Source organism: Prevotella sp. P4-119 (assembly GCF_002251345.1).
Taxonomy (GTDB): Bacteria; Bacteroidota; Bacteroidia; order Bacteroidales; family Bacteroidaceae; genus Prevotella.
Map to the genome: position 1 here is coordinate 16,909 of NZ_NPJB01000007.1, position 16,514 is coordinate 33,422.

The 16,514-nt window shown below is 40.5% G+C and carries 12 protein-coding genes and 1 riboswitch; of the genes, 11 read left to right on the plus strand and 1 reads right to left on the minus strand.

All coding sequences use genetic code 11. The features are described 5' to 3' along the window. The first annotated feature begins 48 nt into the window (after positions 1 to 48). Positions 49 to 690 carry a hypothetical protein gene (locus CIK89_RS00830; protein ID WP_094389543.1) on the plus strand — a complete coding sequence of 214 codons (642 nt, stop codon included), beginning with the start codon at positions 49 to 51 and terminating at the stop codon, positions 688 to 690. Positions 691 to 768: 78 nt separating this feature from the next. Here the strand turns inward: CIK89_RS00830 and CIK89_RS00835 are convergent, their stop codons facing one another. Next, on the minus strand, positions 769 to 1,227 hold the full coding sequence (locus CIK89_RS00835) for a hypothetical protein (protein ID WP_094389544.1): 459 nt from the start codon (positions 1,225 to 1,227) through the stop codon (positions 769 to 771). 97 nt (positions 1,228 to 1,324) lie between these two features. Then, positions 1,325 to 1,436, plus strand: a riboswitch (SAM-I-IV-variant riboswitch). Here CIK89_RS00835 and CIK89_RS13740 point away from each other — a divergent pair. The 10 genes from CIK89_RS13740 (at position 1,434) to CIK89_RS00885 (ending at position 16,371) form a co-directional block, all read left to right on the plus strand. After that, positions 1,434 to 1,703, plus strand: coding sequence for a hypothetical protein (locus CIK89_RS13740; protein ID WP_254046577.1), 270 nt, complete (start codon positions 1,434 to 1,436; stop codon positions 1,701 to 1,703). Its footprint overlaps the riboswitch before it by 3 nt. A gap of 292 nt (positions 1,704 to 1,995) precedes the next feature. After that, positions 1,996 to 2,250 carry a helix-turn-helix transcriptional regulator gene (locus CIK89_RS00845; RefSeq protein WP_094389571.1) on the plus strand — a complete coding sequence of 85 codons (255 nt, stop codon included), beginning with the start codon at positions 1,996 to 1,998 and terminating at the stop codon, positions 2,248 to 2,250. Continuing rightward, complete coding sequence (locus CIK89_RS00850) at positions 2,251 to 2,841, plus strand: BrxA family protein (RefSeq protein ID WP_094389545.1); 591 nt, start codon at positions 2,251 to 2,253, stop codon at positions 2,839 to 2,841. A 12-nt stretch (positions 2,842 to 2,853) separates the two neighbouring features. Beyond that, complete coding sequence (locus CIK89_RS00855; RefSeq protein WP_094389546.1) at positions 2,854 to 3,459, plus strand: BREX protein BrxB domain-containing protein; 606 nt, start codon at positions 2,854 to 2,856, stop codon at positions 3,457 to 3,459. 20 nt (positions 3,460 to 3,479) lie between these two features. Next, complete coding sequence (brxC, locus tag CIK89_RS00860; protein WP_094389547.1) at positions 3,480 to 7,166, plus strand: BREX system P-loop protein BrxC; 3,687 nt, start codon at positions 3,480 to 3,482, stop codon at positions 7,164 to 7,166. A gap of 13 nt (positions 7,167 to 7,179) precedes the next feature. Then, positions 7,180 to 10,677, plus strand: coding sequence for a BREX-1 system adenine-specific DNA-methyltransferase PglX (gene pglX, locus CIK89_RS00865; RefSeq protein ID WP_094389548.1), 3,498 nt, complete (start codon positions 7,180 to 7,182; stop codon positions 10,675 to 10,677). Between the two features lie 6 nt (positions 10,678 to 10,683). Next, the gene (locus tag CIK89_RS00870; protein ID WP_094389549.1) at positions 10,684 to 13,239 is read left to right on the plus strand and encodes a PglZ domain-containing protein; all 2,556 of its coding nucleotides are present in this window, start codon (positions 10,684 to 10,686) and stop codon (positions 13,237 to 13,239) included. Positions 13,240 to 13,252: 13 nt separating this feature from the next. Beyond that, positions 13,253 to 15,289: a BREX system Lon protease-like protein BrxL gene (gene brxL / locus CIK89_RS00875; protein ID WP_254046578.1), complete on the plus strand. Its 2,037-nt coding sequence runs from the start codon at positions 13,253 to 13,255 to the stop codon at positions 15,287 to 15,289. 60 nt (positions 15,290 to 15,349) lie between these two features. After that, a complete protein-coding gene (locus CIK89_RS00880; protein ID WP_144007315.1) occupies positions 15,350 to 16,066 on the plus strand; it encodes a restriction endonuclease in 717 nt (238 codons plus the stop codon). Beyond that, positions 16,063 to 16,371 (plus strand): hypothetical protein, encoded by a 309-nt coding sequence (locus tag CIK89_RS00885; protein WP_094389552.1) that lies wholly within the window; start codon positions 16,063 to 16,065, stop codon positions 16,369 to 16,371. The genes CIK89_RS00880 and CIK89_RS00885 overlap by 4 nt, the downstream gene beginning before the upstream one ends. The last annotated feature ends 143 nt before the right edge of the window (positions 16,372 to 16,514 follow it).

Sequence of the window (16,514 nt, forward strand, 5' to 3'; positions counted from 1 at the left end):
ATTTTTTACTATCTTTGCCATCAATAAACTTATAAAACAGAATGATAAATGGCTAAATACACCTACAAACAGGAGAATAACAAATACGTCGTTTATAAAGATGGAAAGCCTTTAACGAACCCACATGGTATCGTTATAACGACAGACAACGAAGAACTTGCGAAGAAGATGGAGGAAGCCCTGAAGAAACGCAAGGGCTATACCTCACCGAAGTCAATCTTGACCTACCACTACACCTACAGTAACTTGAAGGAAAAATATGACCAAGAGTTTATTGTCAACGATTTCTCAAACAGTGCTAATTACGATGCGCTGATGGGTGACAATTATTTGATGTTCCGCCAACCCAGTCCTGTTAGACAGGCAATAGCAGTATATTTTGAAAAAGAATTGCCTGAGTGTTTCAAGATGTACAATCTTTACCAGCTAACTGCTGTATTGGTAGTTCTTACGGCATACGAAAGTTGGATGCTTTCCCATTACATCATCACTGACATCTGTGAAAAGTTATTCGATGAAGAGGTGGATGCTGATTATGAAACTCTTAAACAAGAGTTTCTGGATGACCTTGAAGAGTTTGAGTGTGACGAATTAGGAGGCGATCCTGATGACAACGCCTATGTCAAGCACCTGAAAGAAATCGGTGACATGATAGACACATTTGTGTACTATTTTACTCTTGGCGTATGAAACAATAATACTAAGGAATAATATAGCTGTTGGCGCCAAATAAATCTCGAAGATTGTGCCAACGGCTATAATACCAATTCATTTTTTCAGTAATTCCCATATATCATTCATGGTAAGACTGCCATGCTCTTTCCCGATCAGGTCCAAAACAAAGCCGGGCCATTGCTGGAACAATTCGCCAGTTCTTTGAAATTTTGCTTCTTCAACTTTCTTCTTGAAGCCATCACGGATCTCATTTGAAACCAGCAAAGTGTTTCCAAATCCCAAATATTCAGAACTCCAATTGGGATTTGTAGACTCACTGCCCATTAAGCCATGCACAAGATCCACAAACACAGGAATGACATCCTTAATATGGTCTCGGCCAAGACAATCATCGCCCATGAAATAGTTGGCATGATATATCTGCCCACCTCTATCAATAATATAGATACCACCCATTTCTCCCATTGCCCCTTCATAGGCAAAAGAGAAAGCAACGATATCAAGAGAAAAATAATCTTGATAATTTGATTCTGAGATTTCAATGATATTCATAATTCATTGTTATATTTGAAATAAAATTGGGACAAAGATACGAAAATAATTCTATCTTCTTTGTCGTTTGACGGAAAAGTTGTATCTTTGCAGCAGATTTTTGCATCAAGAGTGGCGAAATGCCCACCAACCGGCCTCTGATATATCGTTGGCAGCGGTGGTAAAAAGATGCGAGTGAGATTTTTTACCCACTAAAGATTAACGATATGGAAATCAAGAAAATTGAAAAGTGTGATTACGTGATGTTCCCGCGATTGCAGGAGCAAGGTGTTGAATTTAAGCATGTGGAGCGCGACACTTTCAAGGCTGAACAGCGGCATGTAAAAGGTCATGGTGACTTTTGGTTACTGCATCAGCAGGCCAAACCACATGTTGTGGTACACATTCAACTGGCCAAGGACGAGAGTGACTTTGATCGTATCCTCGGTTGGTTTATCGGACATCAGAAACTGCATGAGTTTGTTCGCGATGACTAATCGTTTATCAGTGCATTTGCTGGTTGTAAATGCGAAGAACTGCCCATGAGATATCCAGACAACATCAAGTGTATTGTGTGCGCCCTGAACGACTCAGCCCGATGGTGGCATGAATATGGTAAAGAGGTAAAAAAAGAGAATATGTAGATTAGAAAAAGGCGTGGTTGTGAGGTCATTTTTTGCCTAATTCGCAAAAAAATAGTTGAATTTCATTAAAAATTTGCTCTATTACATAATAATCTGAATCTTTTTCGCTATCTTTGTGCCATATTTACTCTAACAACAAACAATGATGGATAAAGACATGAATCGTCTCAAAGTTGTTCTCGCGGAAAAGAAGCGAACCAACAGATGGTTGGCAGAACAACTCGGAAAAGACCAAGCGACTATATCAAAGTGGTGTACAAATACAAGTCAGCCAGGTCTTGAAACATTATATCAAATAGCCAAACTCTTAGGGATTGAAGTACAAGAATTGTTACAGCCTGTTGAGAAAGTGTTAGGCAAAGCATCATTAAAAACTCATAATGAAAAAGTTGAGATATAAATGAAAACAAATAAAAGTCCATATTCAGCATCAATGACAGGCTGTGGCTTAGTCTTCAACGAATTCAATGCCGTTCTTCCACTACTGATGGAACCTAATGGCAAAGATTTGCTGAAGAACGAGGTTCGCGAGAACCGTTATTTGATGATGAACTCAGAAAACACAAGAAAACGTTGTGCCTCTGAATTGCAGAAGCGTTATGATGCTGTGCCTGTATCATTCTGGGAGTATTATACGAACCTCTCAGAAGAAGACAAACGCATAGCACTACTTTATTCGCTTCTAAAGGCATATTTGGTTCTTAAAGAACTCCATCAAAATGTTGTTCAGCGGCAATGGTTGTCAATTGAGAGGACACTAACAAGCGACAATCTCATGATGGAACTTTATAACATATCCTCTCGCGATGAGTTTGTTGATTCGTGGTCGGACAAGACTAAAGAGAAAATCGTCTCTTGGTATCAAACCGTTTTAATACAGGTTGGGATATTGTCTCGCCAAGATCACAAATTGACTTCGATAAGATTAATAGATGACAGTTGGTTCAAGGAGAACGGCGAAAGCTGGTTCCTCGAGGCCTGCTTATTATAAACAGAAGTGCTTATGACCATTCAACAGCTATATGCCAAACTCTGCACGCCAGAGTTTCAAGACACCGCCAACGGCAGTCTTAACTACAATGTTTATATATATCAGTATCCCGCAGAAAAGGAATATGCCATGCGTGAGAACATTGTTGACTTCTGCGACAAGTTAGCACGCCCCGCCATTTATGTGGATGTTCTCGCTCTCAACCTTTTCACAGAGTTTTGTGAATACCTAAAGCAGACCCCATTGGGAGATACAACAGCCTTGCAAGACATTTTGGAAGGGGAAAGTGAATTCCCTGATCAAATTGCAGAAGAGCTGTCGGACATATGTCGCTCGAAAGAATTCTATGAGTTCATTAACAAACGAATAGAAAAGCATCTTGAAGAGCAACATACAGGAAGTGCCACTCCTTACATCTTTGTATACGGTGTTGGTAGCATGTTCCCATATTTGCGTGCCAACGTTTTTCTGACCTGCATGGAGCAATTTAATCAAGTCAGCCGTTACAAGATAATTATTTTTTATCCAGGAGTGAGTAAGGACAATTCTTACCGCTTATTTGGTCGGCTTGATGATATGCATGCCTACCGTGCCACATTACTTAATTTCGAAGAATAACAAATCAAAGCACCAGTAATATGAAATATAAAGACCTATTTTTCAATGACATTGATCGCGATGTAAATCCTGCCGTATCAATCACTGACGACAATGCTAAAACCATTGAGACGGAGATTAATGAATACGTCTTTACCGACGACATCATCAACAATCTTTATGATCTTCTTGTAACTGTTAAAGACCTGAAGAAGCTCAATACTCACGGAGATTGGGTCAATATTCATGCACATGTTGGAGCTTGGATAGATGGTTACTACGGATCAGGTAAGTCCCATTTCCTGAAATATCTCAGCTATTGTCTTCATCCTGCACATAGTGCTGATGCTTTTGCTCGCTATATTGCAGCCGTAGAAGCCATTGATCCTTTGGACGGCAGTCATGATATAAAGCCATCGGCAGACAATTTGCGTGACATTCAGAAGTGGGTATCAACTGCCATTGTAAAAACCTGCAATATCAATCTTCTGACATATAAAGATGACAATGATAAAGGACAACAGCATACCTTCCTGAAAATATTCTGGAGTCTGTTCAATCAGATGCGTGGCTACAATTACACCCAATTCGAATTGGCACAGCATTTGGAGAAAGCCCTCGATGAAGAGGGAGTCCTTGGTCAGTGGCACCATCGTATGGAAGAGATGAACTATGCTTGGAATACAGCTGCAGGCGCGTCAGCCCTGGCTACCCGGCGTCTGAACATTGCCATTGAGGAAGCCAAGAAACTTGCTCCGGATCTTGACTACGAAGCCATCCGTGCCAGTATTCTTGCCAAAAAAGATGTGGTTAGCAATGACACATTTGCAGATGAGTTGCGCGAATATCTGAATAAACAGCCCGACAATGGCAATAATACCCGTATCATATTCCTTGCTGATGAGGTCAGTATGTTTATTGATGGCAACCACTCCATTCTAGGTCAGCTTCAAGAAATGATTACCCGCACGTCTGAGGTCTGCGACAACCGTGTCTGGATATTCTGTACAGCTCAGCAAAATCTAGAACAGGTTATTACCGACTGCCACGTTCAGAAAACCACAGAAGAGTATGGCAAGATTATGGGGCGCTTTGAAGTACGTCAGTCTCTGGAGTCAACTAGTGCCAAATACATTACTCAGCAGCGCATTCTTGATAAGAAGCCCGAAGTGGTTGGTAGCCTGGAAAGAATCTATAATGACAAGAGAACGGCACTTGAAGCCCAATATAATCTGCCCGTTAAATACGAGGGATTCAAAGATAAGGAAACATTTGTGGGTTATTATCCATTTGTTCCTTTCCAGCTTGACTTGATACTGAAGGTTTTCGAAGCCTTCCAATATCATGGATACGTGATGAAAGAGGTTAAGGACAACTCACGTTCCATTATCCGCGTTACTCATGCTACAGCCAAGAAGAATCAGAACGAGGAGGTCGGAAAGTTTATGTCGTTTGACCAGTTCTACAACACCATGTTCAAGAACTCGCTCCAAAATTTGGGAACCAAGGCAGTTGACAGTGCCCTGAAAGTAGTGAGGACTCACACCGATGCTGCTTTTGGTGAACGAGTAGTGTATGTCTTGTTCATGGTTTGCAATCTGCTTGAAAACGACAGAAAAGATTTCCCAGCTTCACTCGATAATATCACCATCTTGTTGATGGACAACATTGATGAAAACAAACTGCAACTGAAGAACCGCATACAGGCAGTAACTGATTTCCTCATTGATCGCCATGTCATTCGACTTGAAAAGAATCAGGAAGGCATTGACTGCTTTACATTCTTTACGGAAGCAGAACGTGAGGTGGCCAAGAATATCGAGTCTCAGCTGATAGACCTCAACTATAAGGGAGAACAGTTACTGAAATTCTTTACTGAAGACATTGTAGGCTCGTTAAAGAATAAGGAAAGATATCTGGGTCGTGACTTTGCCATGCGATACCAGTTCTTAGAGACGGCACTATACCCGGGTAACAAAGACGTGCTTGTAGATTTCTGTTTTGATTCAGGGCAGGACACCATCAATAAGCATGTTATTCATACCAATGTCACCCCCAACCAGCTAACGTTCTTCCTCTATCCGTTGTATGCTGATAACAAAGCACTTGTCAAAGACCTCGAATGGTATTGCAAGGTACAAAAGGCCTTTAGCTCACAATCAGGAGATCCTCAAAAGCGACAGGTCTTGCAAGGCTTTATCACGCGAGCGTCAGAAATGCGTAAGGAGCGTATAATACCAGCACTAAAGGAGATGTTCAACAGTTGTCCAGTAGCAACAGGAACCAGCGAAGTAAACTCGGTTGAGCTGGGTAATCTCAAAGGAACAGACCGCTTGCGCAAGGCTTTTGACATACATTTCAACCGTCTATTCCATAAGGCACATCTGGTTCAAGGTATTGAAATGCCCAAGAACATGGTAGAACTAAGGAGTAAAATCCTGCGTCCTATCAACGATGGTGAGTATGGACCTCAGAACCCAATGACCGATGCGGAAAATGAGGTAATGCTTGTTGTGAACCGCGCTGCTGCCACACGTGAGATAACCATTGACGAGCTGAAGCGTAAATTTGCTGAACCTCCTTTCGGATGGGTTGATCATTGCACTTACTATATCATCAACGAACTAGTACGTCGTCGTCAGTACGACTACGTGATGAACAACAGTACCGATGTGGACCTGTCAACAATTGCCAATCAGATTGACAGTCAAGGAAAGAACATCACCTTGCGAGCTGCCAAACTGATACCTCAGCAGCTAATCAATAATTTCATTGCAGCATGGAACAATATCTTCGGTTTAGCAAATACCAACACTACGACCGATGGGCGTCAACTGTGCCGACATTGCCGTGAAGGACTTGACGCGAACAGTTTGGAAAGTCGGATCAAGGAATACAACGAGAAGGCACGTCTCGCTGGTAACTATCCGTTTGCTGCACCTATCGTAGATGCCATAAGGACGATGGAAGCCTGGAAGTTGGTTCGTGACCCGCAGGTGTTCTTCGAGACGATAATCACCGGCAGTGATACTGGACGTAATGTTATCGAAGAGGCAAAGAAATGTATCAAGTTCGTTGATAGCCAATTGCAGAACTACCGTAAAGTACTCGACTTCATTGACCGCAACTCTGTCAACTTCACTTGTCTGCCTACAGATAGACAACAAGGAGTACAGGCTTTGTTGGCACTGAAACAAGACCCCCTGCCTACAATGCAGACCTACGGACAACTCATGCGACAGATGGAACAGGCCATCAATGAGCAGAAGACGGAATACCGCAAACAGATACTCACTGCATATCAGGCAACCTATAAGCAACTCTATGATATTTGTGACCAGAATGGTATCGAACACTCATTCCTAGCTCCCATCGAGCAGATAGTGGAGGAAAAGCAGAAGGAAGAGAATCTGTTATTGCTCAGGCAGAATGCCAACACAGATGAATATCGTGACGAGAAAGTGAAACTGGTTATCGACGAACACAATGATCGTGTGCGTAAAGCAACTGCAGCAGCTGCAGCTGACAGTAGCACACCGTCTGGTGGTTCTTCACCATCATCACAGCCAACTCAGCCAGCTTCTCCTATCACCATTGAGCCTGTTTCATTAGTTACGCCTAACAAGACGCTTCACAATGAGCAGGAAGTGAATGAATATATTGCTGGTTTGAAGCAGCAAATCATGGCAAAACTGATTGAAGGCAAGCAGGCCGTCATCATCATGTAAAATACATTATAATATGAATACATCAGAGATAAAGAAATTTGCCACTGCAGCTCGAAGATTATTACTGCAAGGCGTACGAGATAAACTGTTGACTCTTGGCTTCAATGAGCAGGGACAGGTGACATTAGCACAGCTGCCGGTTTTGGCTTATAATGACACCAACTTCAATGGTCGCATTATCCCAGGAAAGAGTTTCTACTATCAATGGACTGCCCTTCAACGTGCTATCAACGAGAAAGGCATCAGTAACATCTGCGAGGAAGCGGCATATACTTGGTTCAACCGCCTTGTGGCCATACGTATTTTGCAGAAACAAGAGAAAAACCTGATTCGTAATGTGCTCGATTTCGTAGATGACAGTCGCACTCCGGCCATTGTGCATGATGCCCGTCATGGTATTATAAATGGAGTTAGTGATGCCATGCGAGGAGAGTTGGATCGTCTGTTGCTCGACGATACTAAGACCACCGAGCAATTCTCCATTCTTATCTCTGCATTCTGTGAGGATACACCATTGCTAAGTAAGATCTTCGGACGCATTAACGACTACACAGAACTGCTGTTGCCTAATGATATCTTAAATTCAGGAGGATTTATAGATTTATTAAATAATTCCACCTATATTACAGATGAAGATTATTTAAAGACAGAGTTAATTGGATGGCTATACCAATTCTATATCTCTGATCGCAAAGTTGAAGCATATCAAAACAATGGTGAATGGAGTGTAGAGGAAGTCGAGGCTGGCACCCAGATATTTACACCAAACTGGATTGTAAAGTATATGGTTGAGAATACGTTAGGGCGAATCTATTTAGACAAGTATCCTGACGCCGGTTTAAAAAATGAATTAAAGTATCTTGTGCAGCAAAGTGCTGAAAATGCTTCTATTTACAAATTTGAAAGAATTGAAGATCTTCGCTGCGCTGATCTTAGTAGTGGTTCTGGACACATATTAGCAGAATTCTTTGAGCTGCTATTTCGTCTATATGAAGAAGAATGGTATGACAATAGGACAGCTATAGAAAACATTTTCAAATATAATCTTGTGGGAATTGACCTTGATACACGTGCCAAACAACTATCTACTTTTTCTCTCTTATTAAAAGCTTGTCAGAAAGACGAATCTTTTGTGGATGCAGAGGTAATGCCACAAGTTTTAGACATGCCATCAGTTAAATATATCAACATTCTACCAATAATTAACAAGTTATTTGTTAACTACAATGCAGATATCAAAAAAGAAGTTGTAGATGCGTTTAAACTGATGGAGAATGCCAATGAGCTAGGATCAATTATGAAATTTAAACTTTCTGAATCCTCTCGTCAAGCGTTATCTTCCGTAGTTAATTCTTACCGACAAGATTTGAATGCGGAAACAGAGATTATCAAGTCTATAGATCTTATGTTGACCCTTACAGAGCACTATTCTGCTATATGTATGAATCCACCATATATGGGTAGTACCCATATGAATACATTCTTGAAATCTTATGTGGGTGACAACTATCCAGACACTAAAGCTGACTTATTTGCAGTATTTATGGACGTCGCGATAGAAAGATTAAAAGATGATGCAAAATATGGAATGATTAATATGCAAAATTGGATGTTTATTCCTGCATTTAAGAATTTGCGTCCAACAATTATAGATCAATACCATATTGATTCATTAATACAACTTGGTACACATCTTTTTGATGAATTAAACGGTGAAAGAGTTCAAAGTGTATCATTCATAATAACAAAGCATATTAGTACAACTGGCGGAACATATTTCCGACTTATTGAAGGTAAGAATTGTTCCGAAAAAGAAGCCTTATTCTTAAATAAGCATGGGGTATTCCAGAACATAGACCAACAAAAATTCAACTCTATTCCAAATAATGTCTTTGGGTTTTGGTTGAATGACAACGTGATATCTACTTTCGCAAATAGAGAACTATCATCGTTGTGTACTACCCGTTGTGGTTTAGCAACAGGTCGAAACGATTACTACATAAGGAAATGGCACGAGGTTAACTATTCTAAGATTGGGCGATTTATGAATCGTACTTCTGCGCAATCTTCGCAATTAAAATGGTTCCCTTATAACTGTGCTGGTGGTTTCCGTAAATGGTATGGGTTTCAAACAGATATTATAAATTGGTACAATGATGGATTTGAGATGCAAAACACATTGGATCCTTCTGGAAAAAGAATATGGGCACATAATTTTAATCTCGACCAAATATTCCGCGAACATATAGGATGGTCGGATATAACAACTGGTGCAAACACTTTTAGATACTATCCTGAAGGCTTTTTATTCACATCAAATGCGGCATTCCCTAATAATCACAAATATACAGATTTATTACTTGCTTTTGCAAATTCTTGTATAGCACCATATTTTAAAAAAGTATTAAATCCTGGTCTTCACTTTACTCCAGGAAATTTTGAGGATCTACCATTTTGTTATAACAATCTTTGTGACATCCACTCTCTAAAGTTTTTAGCAGAAGACTGTCTCAAAATCTCCAAACAAGATTGGGATGCTCATGAAACATCATGGGATTTTAGAGAAAATGAGTTAATCCAAATATATACACAGTATGGTGGAAAATTAGAGGATACAGTTAATCGCTACATTAAGAAGTGGTCAGATCTGTTCCAAAAACTCCATAATAACGAGGAGGAACTTAACCGTCAGCTCATCGACATTTATGGTCTTAAGAATGAACTAATCCCTAATGTACCTCTTGATCAAATCTCAATTCTCCAGCAGAAAGAAATAAGGATTGAGAATGAACAAGTTCAATGGGATAAAAGTGTTCTTATCAAACAATTTATTTCATATGCTATGGGCTGCTGGATGGGACGCTATCGCTTGGACAAGCCTGGCTTAAATATAGCACATCCCAATCCTTCTGCTGAGGAACTTGCTACTTATGAGGTGAATGGAAAGACATTTGATATAGATGACGATGGTATCGTTCCTTTGATGGACGAAGAGTCACCGTTTGCCGATAATGCAGTTAGTCGAATGAAGGATTTTGTAGGCGCAGTATTCGGAGAAGATCATCTAGCAGAAAACCTGAATTACATCCGTGAATGCTTAGGAATGACCTTGGAGAAGTTCTTCCAGACAGTATTTTGGAAAGACCATTTGGCTCGATATCAAAAGCGACCTATTTACTGGTTGTTCCAAAGTAACAATAGAAATCCTGCTTTCCAGGTTGTCGTTTACATGCACCGTATGGATGCTTATAGCTGTGAAAAGGTACGTACCTATCTGCTTAGCTATATAGACTACCTGAAGCAGCGTATCAATCAGTTAGAGCAGAATGAAGGTACTCTTAGCCCTGCAGAAACCCGAAAGTTGATCAAAATGAAAGATAATTTGAAGGAATGCCTGAGTTACGAAGAGCGACTTCATCATGTGGCCAATCAGCAGATAGCGTTCGACCTTGACGACGGTGTGAAAGTGAACTATGCAAAATTTGGTGATGTTTTAGCAGCAATCAGTTAAAAGCGTATGATACAAGATAAAATATATAGTTATTTCAATAACAATCCCCAGCTTCATATCCTGTTCATTTTCGATCCAGGAGGAGATTTCTGCTATGAGCTGGAGAACGAGGACTGGCCAGATAATTATATCTATCATGAGTTTGACGGTAAGTCGTGGTTTAACCTGAAATACAAGGTTGAGAATGAATGGCAACATAAAAAAATGATACTGCTATTCAGGATGATAGAACCTACCAACTCAACGACTCTTAGTCAGTTCTATTTGGCAGACCTTCTGACGGCTAATTCTGTATTTCGTGAAGAAAGCTATGCTGCTTTTATCGAACAGCATAATCTGCCGCGCACACAAGAGATACAAGTGTATGTAAGCAACCACATGAAGGACTTTGAATTTAAGAAGTTCAACGACGTTCTTGCTCCATATTTCAATTCCCAGGACTTCAGTATAGACATAATGAACCGTGGATTTATCTCTGTGTACTTAGGCCAGAAGCAGATTCTCAACTGGGATAGAATCATTGCAAGAGTTGTGTGCCTAGGTAAGAAAGGAGAGGAAAAGAAACGTGATACATTCTTCCGGCAGTTGCAGAGCAATATGGATGCTACAGAATCCCTACAGAATTATTTGGAAAAAATAACTGGTCAGCTTTGCGAGATGAATACTACAGAGAAAGTTCGCAAGATTGCAGAATCCATCAAGTACAACTGTATTATGTCGTTCATTAGCGAAGATCAGCACGACAACTACCGGTTCTATAAACTAAAGACCCAGATAGAACAGGGACGCTTTAATCAGTTTATTGAAAATATTAGGAATGATGCCCAGCTGGGAGAGCCATTCTTTGAGACTGTCATGCAGTTGGCAAGTGGCATTAAGGAAGAGGAAATCATCAAGATTTATGGTGCAGACCAGCCGTACAGCATGGTAACGGCAGCTTTGGTATGGCCTATCATTCTGCAAATTATAACAGACTTGTTGCCCGGCGATGCCATCCGTGCTACAGAAAGGCTTCAGGACCTCAGAGCCAAGCTCCCAGAAGATTCATCTGCTTTAACAGCCATTGATGCAGTTCTTAATATGAGCCAATATCTGGTATCAGCAAATCAGACGGGTACGCTACGATTGAACACTCCAGATGAATACATTAAGAGATACACTGATTCATTCTATCTGATGGACTTCTATTATCGTAAGTATTTGGAAGCTTATTATGCCATTAAGGTTGTAGACTGCCCGATTTACGCAAAGATTGAAGGTCTGAAAAAGGAAGTGGATCTCCATTATACGAGGAAGCAGCATGAATTAAATGAGGAGTGGATTAATTGTTTACGCGATTTTGGTGGTAAATATAGTGTGCTTACTTATCCGAGACAGGAGAACTTTTACGAAACCGTAATTCAACCTGCAGACAACAAGCAAGTTGTTATTGTCAGTGATGCCCTACGCTATGAGGTAGCGGCTGAACTGATAAAAGAAATGGAGAAAAACAAACATAATATCGACTTCTCCTGTCAGATTGCAATGATGCCAACTGAAACGGCCTATTGCAAAACGGCATTGTTACCTCACCATGAACTGAAATTGGATGGAGCAAAGTTGCTCATTGACGATAAGGTACTAACCTCAAATGAGCAACGAGGCCAACAATTATCGCAATTCAAGCCCGATTCTGATTGCAAAGACTATAAATTTGTGTCAGAGTCGAGTCAAAAAGACATGCGCGAATTATTTAAGAAACCAGTTGTCTATGTCATGCATGATAAGATAGACAAGGAAGGACATGATCAAAGCGCTATCGAGATGACAAAAGCCTGTAGGGAAACTATCAAAGATCTGGCTGCTTTGGTGCACAGCATTCACATGAGCTATAACGTTGCTGACGTATATATCACCTCTGACCACGGTTTTTTGTTTGAGGACAAGAAGTTTGAAGAGAAGGACAAACATCAAGTCCAGGAAGATAATGTAGATAAGAAAACACGCTATTACTTGACTGAGAGCGATTCGACTGTACAAGGAATTACGAAGTTTAAGGTAGAGAATGTTTCTGGCATGACAGATCCTGGTGTATACATTGCAGTGCCTAATGGTACAAATAGACTTTATGGACAAGGCGGCTATAATTTTGCACACGGAGGCGGCTCGCTACAAGAGATTATCACCCCAGTGATCCATAGCAAACTTGTAAGAAGGGAAAGACGAGGCAAAGTTTCTGTGAGCTTGACAGGTAATAATGATCTGACTTTAGTATCAAGTGCTATTAAGTTTGCATTACTCCAAAACGATCCAGTGGATGCCAATCTTCGAGCACTTGACATCAGTTATGGTGTCTATATCAATGGTCAGCCTTTGGGAAAACTCGAAGAAATGACTTTGGACATGAAGAGCGAGGACTGGAAAGATAGAGTGAAAGAGTTGACAATAAGACTGACAACAATACCAAGCAGTAAGGACGTTATAGAACTGCGTGTCTATGATAAAGAAGACCCACTGAATCCTATCATTAATAGAAATGTTAGGAACAGTATGTCTGGGATATATGATGAAATGGACTTTTAAATAAGATAGAACTATGAATACGGAATTACAAAAAAAGATAATGGATGCCTTTATAGGAAAGGTTGTCCGTAAAGATTTAGCTTTTCTGGTTCGTGGTAACCTGCCAGTTCCTACGTATGTACTCGAGTATTTGTTGGGACAATATTGCGCCAGCGATGATCAGGAACAGATTAAACAGGGACTGGAAAAAGTGAAGGAAGTCATCACCAACAACTATGTCCAGCGGCAAGATGCAGAAATGATAAAAGGCCTGATTCACGATCAAGGCCGTTACCGCATTATTGACAACATAAGCGTTCAATTAAGCGAACGTGATGACGAGTATCATGCCAGCTTTGCCAATTTGGGTATCTCCCACGTTCCCATAGGTGCACAATATGTAAAGCAGAATCCCAAATTGCTCAGCGGTAATGGCGTGTGGTGTATTGTAACTGTAGGCTATATTCCTGGTGAGAACATCAAGGTGAGATGGGAGATTCAAACATTGAAACCCATTCAAATATCCAACATTGATGTACAGGATTACATCGCACAAAGGCAAAAGTTCTCTACAGATGAATGGATTGATTTCCTGATACATACTGTCGGACTGAATCCTGACGTTATGAACAGAAGAGAGAAGTTTATCTGCTTGAGTCGTCTGCTCCCGCATGTTGAGAACAACTTTAACTTGATGGAACTTGGCCCCAAGGGAACAGGTAAGAGCCATATTTACCAGGAACTTTCTCCATACGGTGTATTAGTTAGTGGTGGCGATGTGACAAGTGCCCGTCTTTTCGTAAAGATGAGCGGCAATAAAGAAATTATTGGACTTGTGGGCTACTGGGATGTTGTGGCATGGGACGAGTTTGAACAACAAAAAGGAACGGCAACTGACGGCAAACTTATTGACATAATGCAGAATTATCTGGCTAATAAGAAGTTTAATCGAGGAAAGGGAACACACGAAGCATCGGCCTCAATGTGCTTTGTTGGTAACACCAAGCATACTGTTCCTTATATGCTCAGGAATTCACACTTGTTTGAGTCAATACCTAACTCTTTCATAAAGAGTGCGTTCCTTGACCGTATTCACTTATATAATCCGGGATGGGAGGTAAGCATTCTAAAGAAATCTTCTTTCTCACAAGACTATGGATTGATTACTGATTATATTGCTGCTGTATTACACGAACTGCGCAAAGTAGATTACTCTCAGCTCATTTCGCAATATGCAGATTTCAGCAAGACGTTGTCGCAACGTGACATGGAAGGAATCAACAAGACTTTCTCTGGCTTCATAAAGTTGCTCTATCCTGATGGGAAGTTCACGGATGAAGAAGCATACGAAATTATTGACTATGCTACAGAATGTCGTAAACGTGTAAAAGACCAAATATATATTATTGATGCAACTTTCGTAGAGCAAGGAATCGCCCAATTTGAATACACAAAACCAAATGGCCAGAAAGTACAGGTGGAAACATTGGAGCGGTTGGAGAATCCCAATATTATAATTAAGTATTCTGGTGAATCTACACCAGAACCAGAAACTGAGCCTGAAGAAGCTCCTGCTCCTGAGCCAGTTAAAGAAGAGCCCAAACTTACTTCCAAGCATATTGACATCAGGGAAAACCAAAAAGGTGTCAGTTACAAGTCACTCTTTGGTGACTATATGCGTACAGCCAAAAAGATGACCATCATTGACCCTTATATACGTGCAGTATTCCAAATCGACAATCTGGTTGACCTGATACGTACTTTTATCGAGTCGACAACAGAGCTTGAAGGACTAGAGATTGAGCTACATACCTATGAAACGGATGAAAAACGTCCTAATCTTATAGACAATCTTGATCAAATTCAAGATGATCTCGCAAGATATAATATTGAGTTTACATATGCATTCGATGCAGATCACGACAGGTGTATTAAACTGGATAATGGATGGCGTATGGTGCTAAGTCGCGGTATTGATATATTCGAGAAGTTTGACAGATTCTCGCTGTCCAATCAGCGACAAGAACTAAGAAGATGTAGAGCATTCTCAGTAACTTATTTGGAAGAATGAATTTGTGCCGACGGATACATCGTCACTTAAATGGGTTATAACCAGTCATAGTGCTATATAGTGAAACGATATAGAAGTTTTGAATTGTGTTCTGCCAAAGTCTTAGAAGGCATGGGCTATGTGAACATTGATGTCACCCGAGGCGTTGCCGATTGGGGTGCCGATGTGTTTTGCGAAAAAGATGGTGTAAAATATGTTGGTCAAGTGAAGATGTATGGAACATCAAAAACCAAGATATCCCGGAAGGATGTGATGGAACTTTATGGTGTGATGGCATATTTCGATTGTCAGGGCGCTTTTTTCTTGTATAGCGGGAAAAGAACCTCTGAGGCGCTTCTTGCAGCAGAAAAGTTGGGAATAGAGTGGTATGAAGTGAATCATATGGAATTGGATGAGAAACTCGAAGAGAATGCGATTCCTAATGAAATAACTATTGACTACATATGGGATACGTTTATCCGCCCATTAGAAGGACAGTCATTTGTGAACACACAAGGTTTTGGGAATAAGGTGATACAAGTGACAGATGCATATATTCTTAAAGAATCGGAGAAAGGCAATCAATCAAGGGTGAAGAAGGACTGGTTCAAGTGGATTGTAGATCGGATTCGGCACTATGGATTTGCAGAAGCAGTAGACCTTAGAAATGAGTTTCACACCCAAGCATCATCTTTTGTCACTCTGATTTTTGGTCAAATACCCATGTTTAAGGTTACATATAACCCGCGACGCATAGAGTTCAATAAAGATTATAACTTGCAAAATGAGAAAATATGAAGAAAGTGAAATTTTGGGTTGACTGGCTGCTCGAAGCAGGTGATGCGAACGTATGTCACAGGTATTGGTTTGAAATAGAACTTGAAGACGTATCCTATGAGGAACTGTATCAGGTGTGGTTTGATAATGGGAGTCATCTTAACAGTTGGGATTCGAAATGGGATGGACATGACGAACTGTTTGAGAGAATAAATACTCCTGCCATTAATGCATTGAACGATCTGGTTAAGAAAAATGAGCCAGATTTTGCAGATCCAATAAATGTGTATTGGGAGATTTCGAAAGAAACCGAAGATGTATTTTAAACAAGAACGCCGAGTCATATTGACCCGGCATTCTTGTTAATCCTATGTTCTTTTCATATGGCCCCAAGTACACTTCGGGCATTTATAACTGGGGAAACATGAAGGGCAGACACGATAGCCACAAGTATCACATACCCACCAAG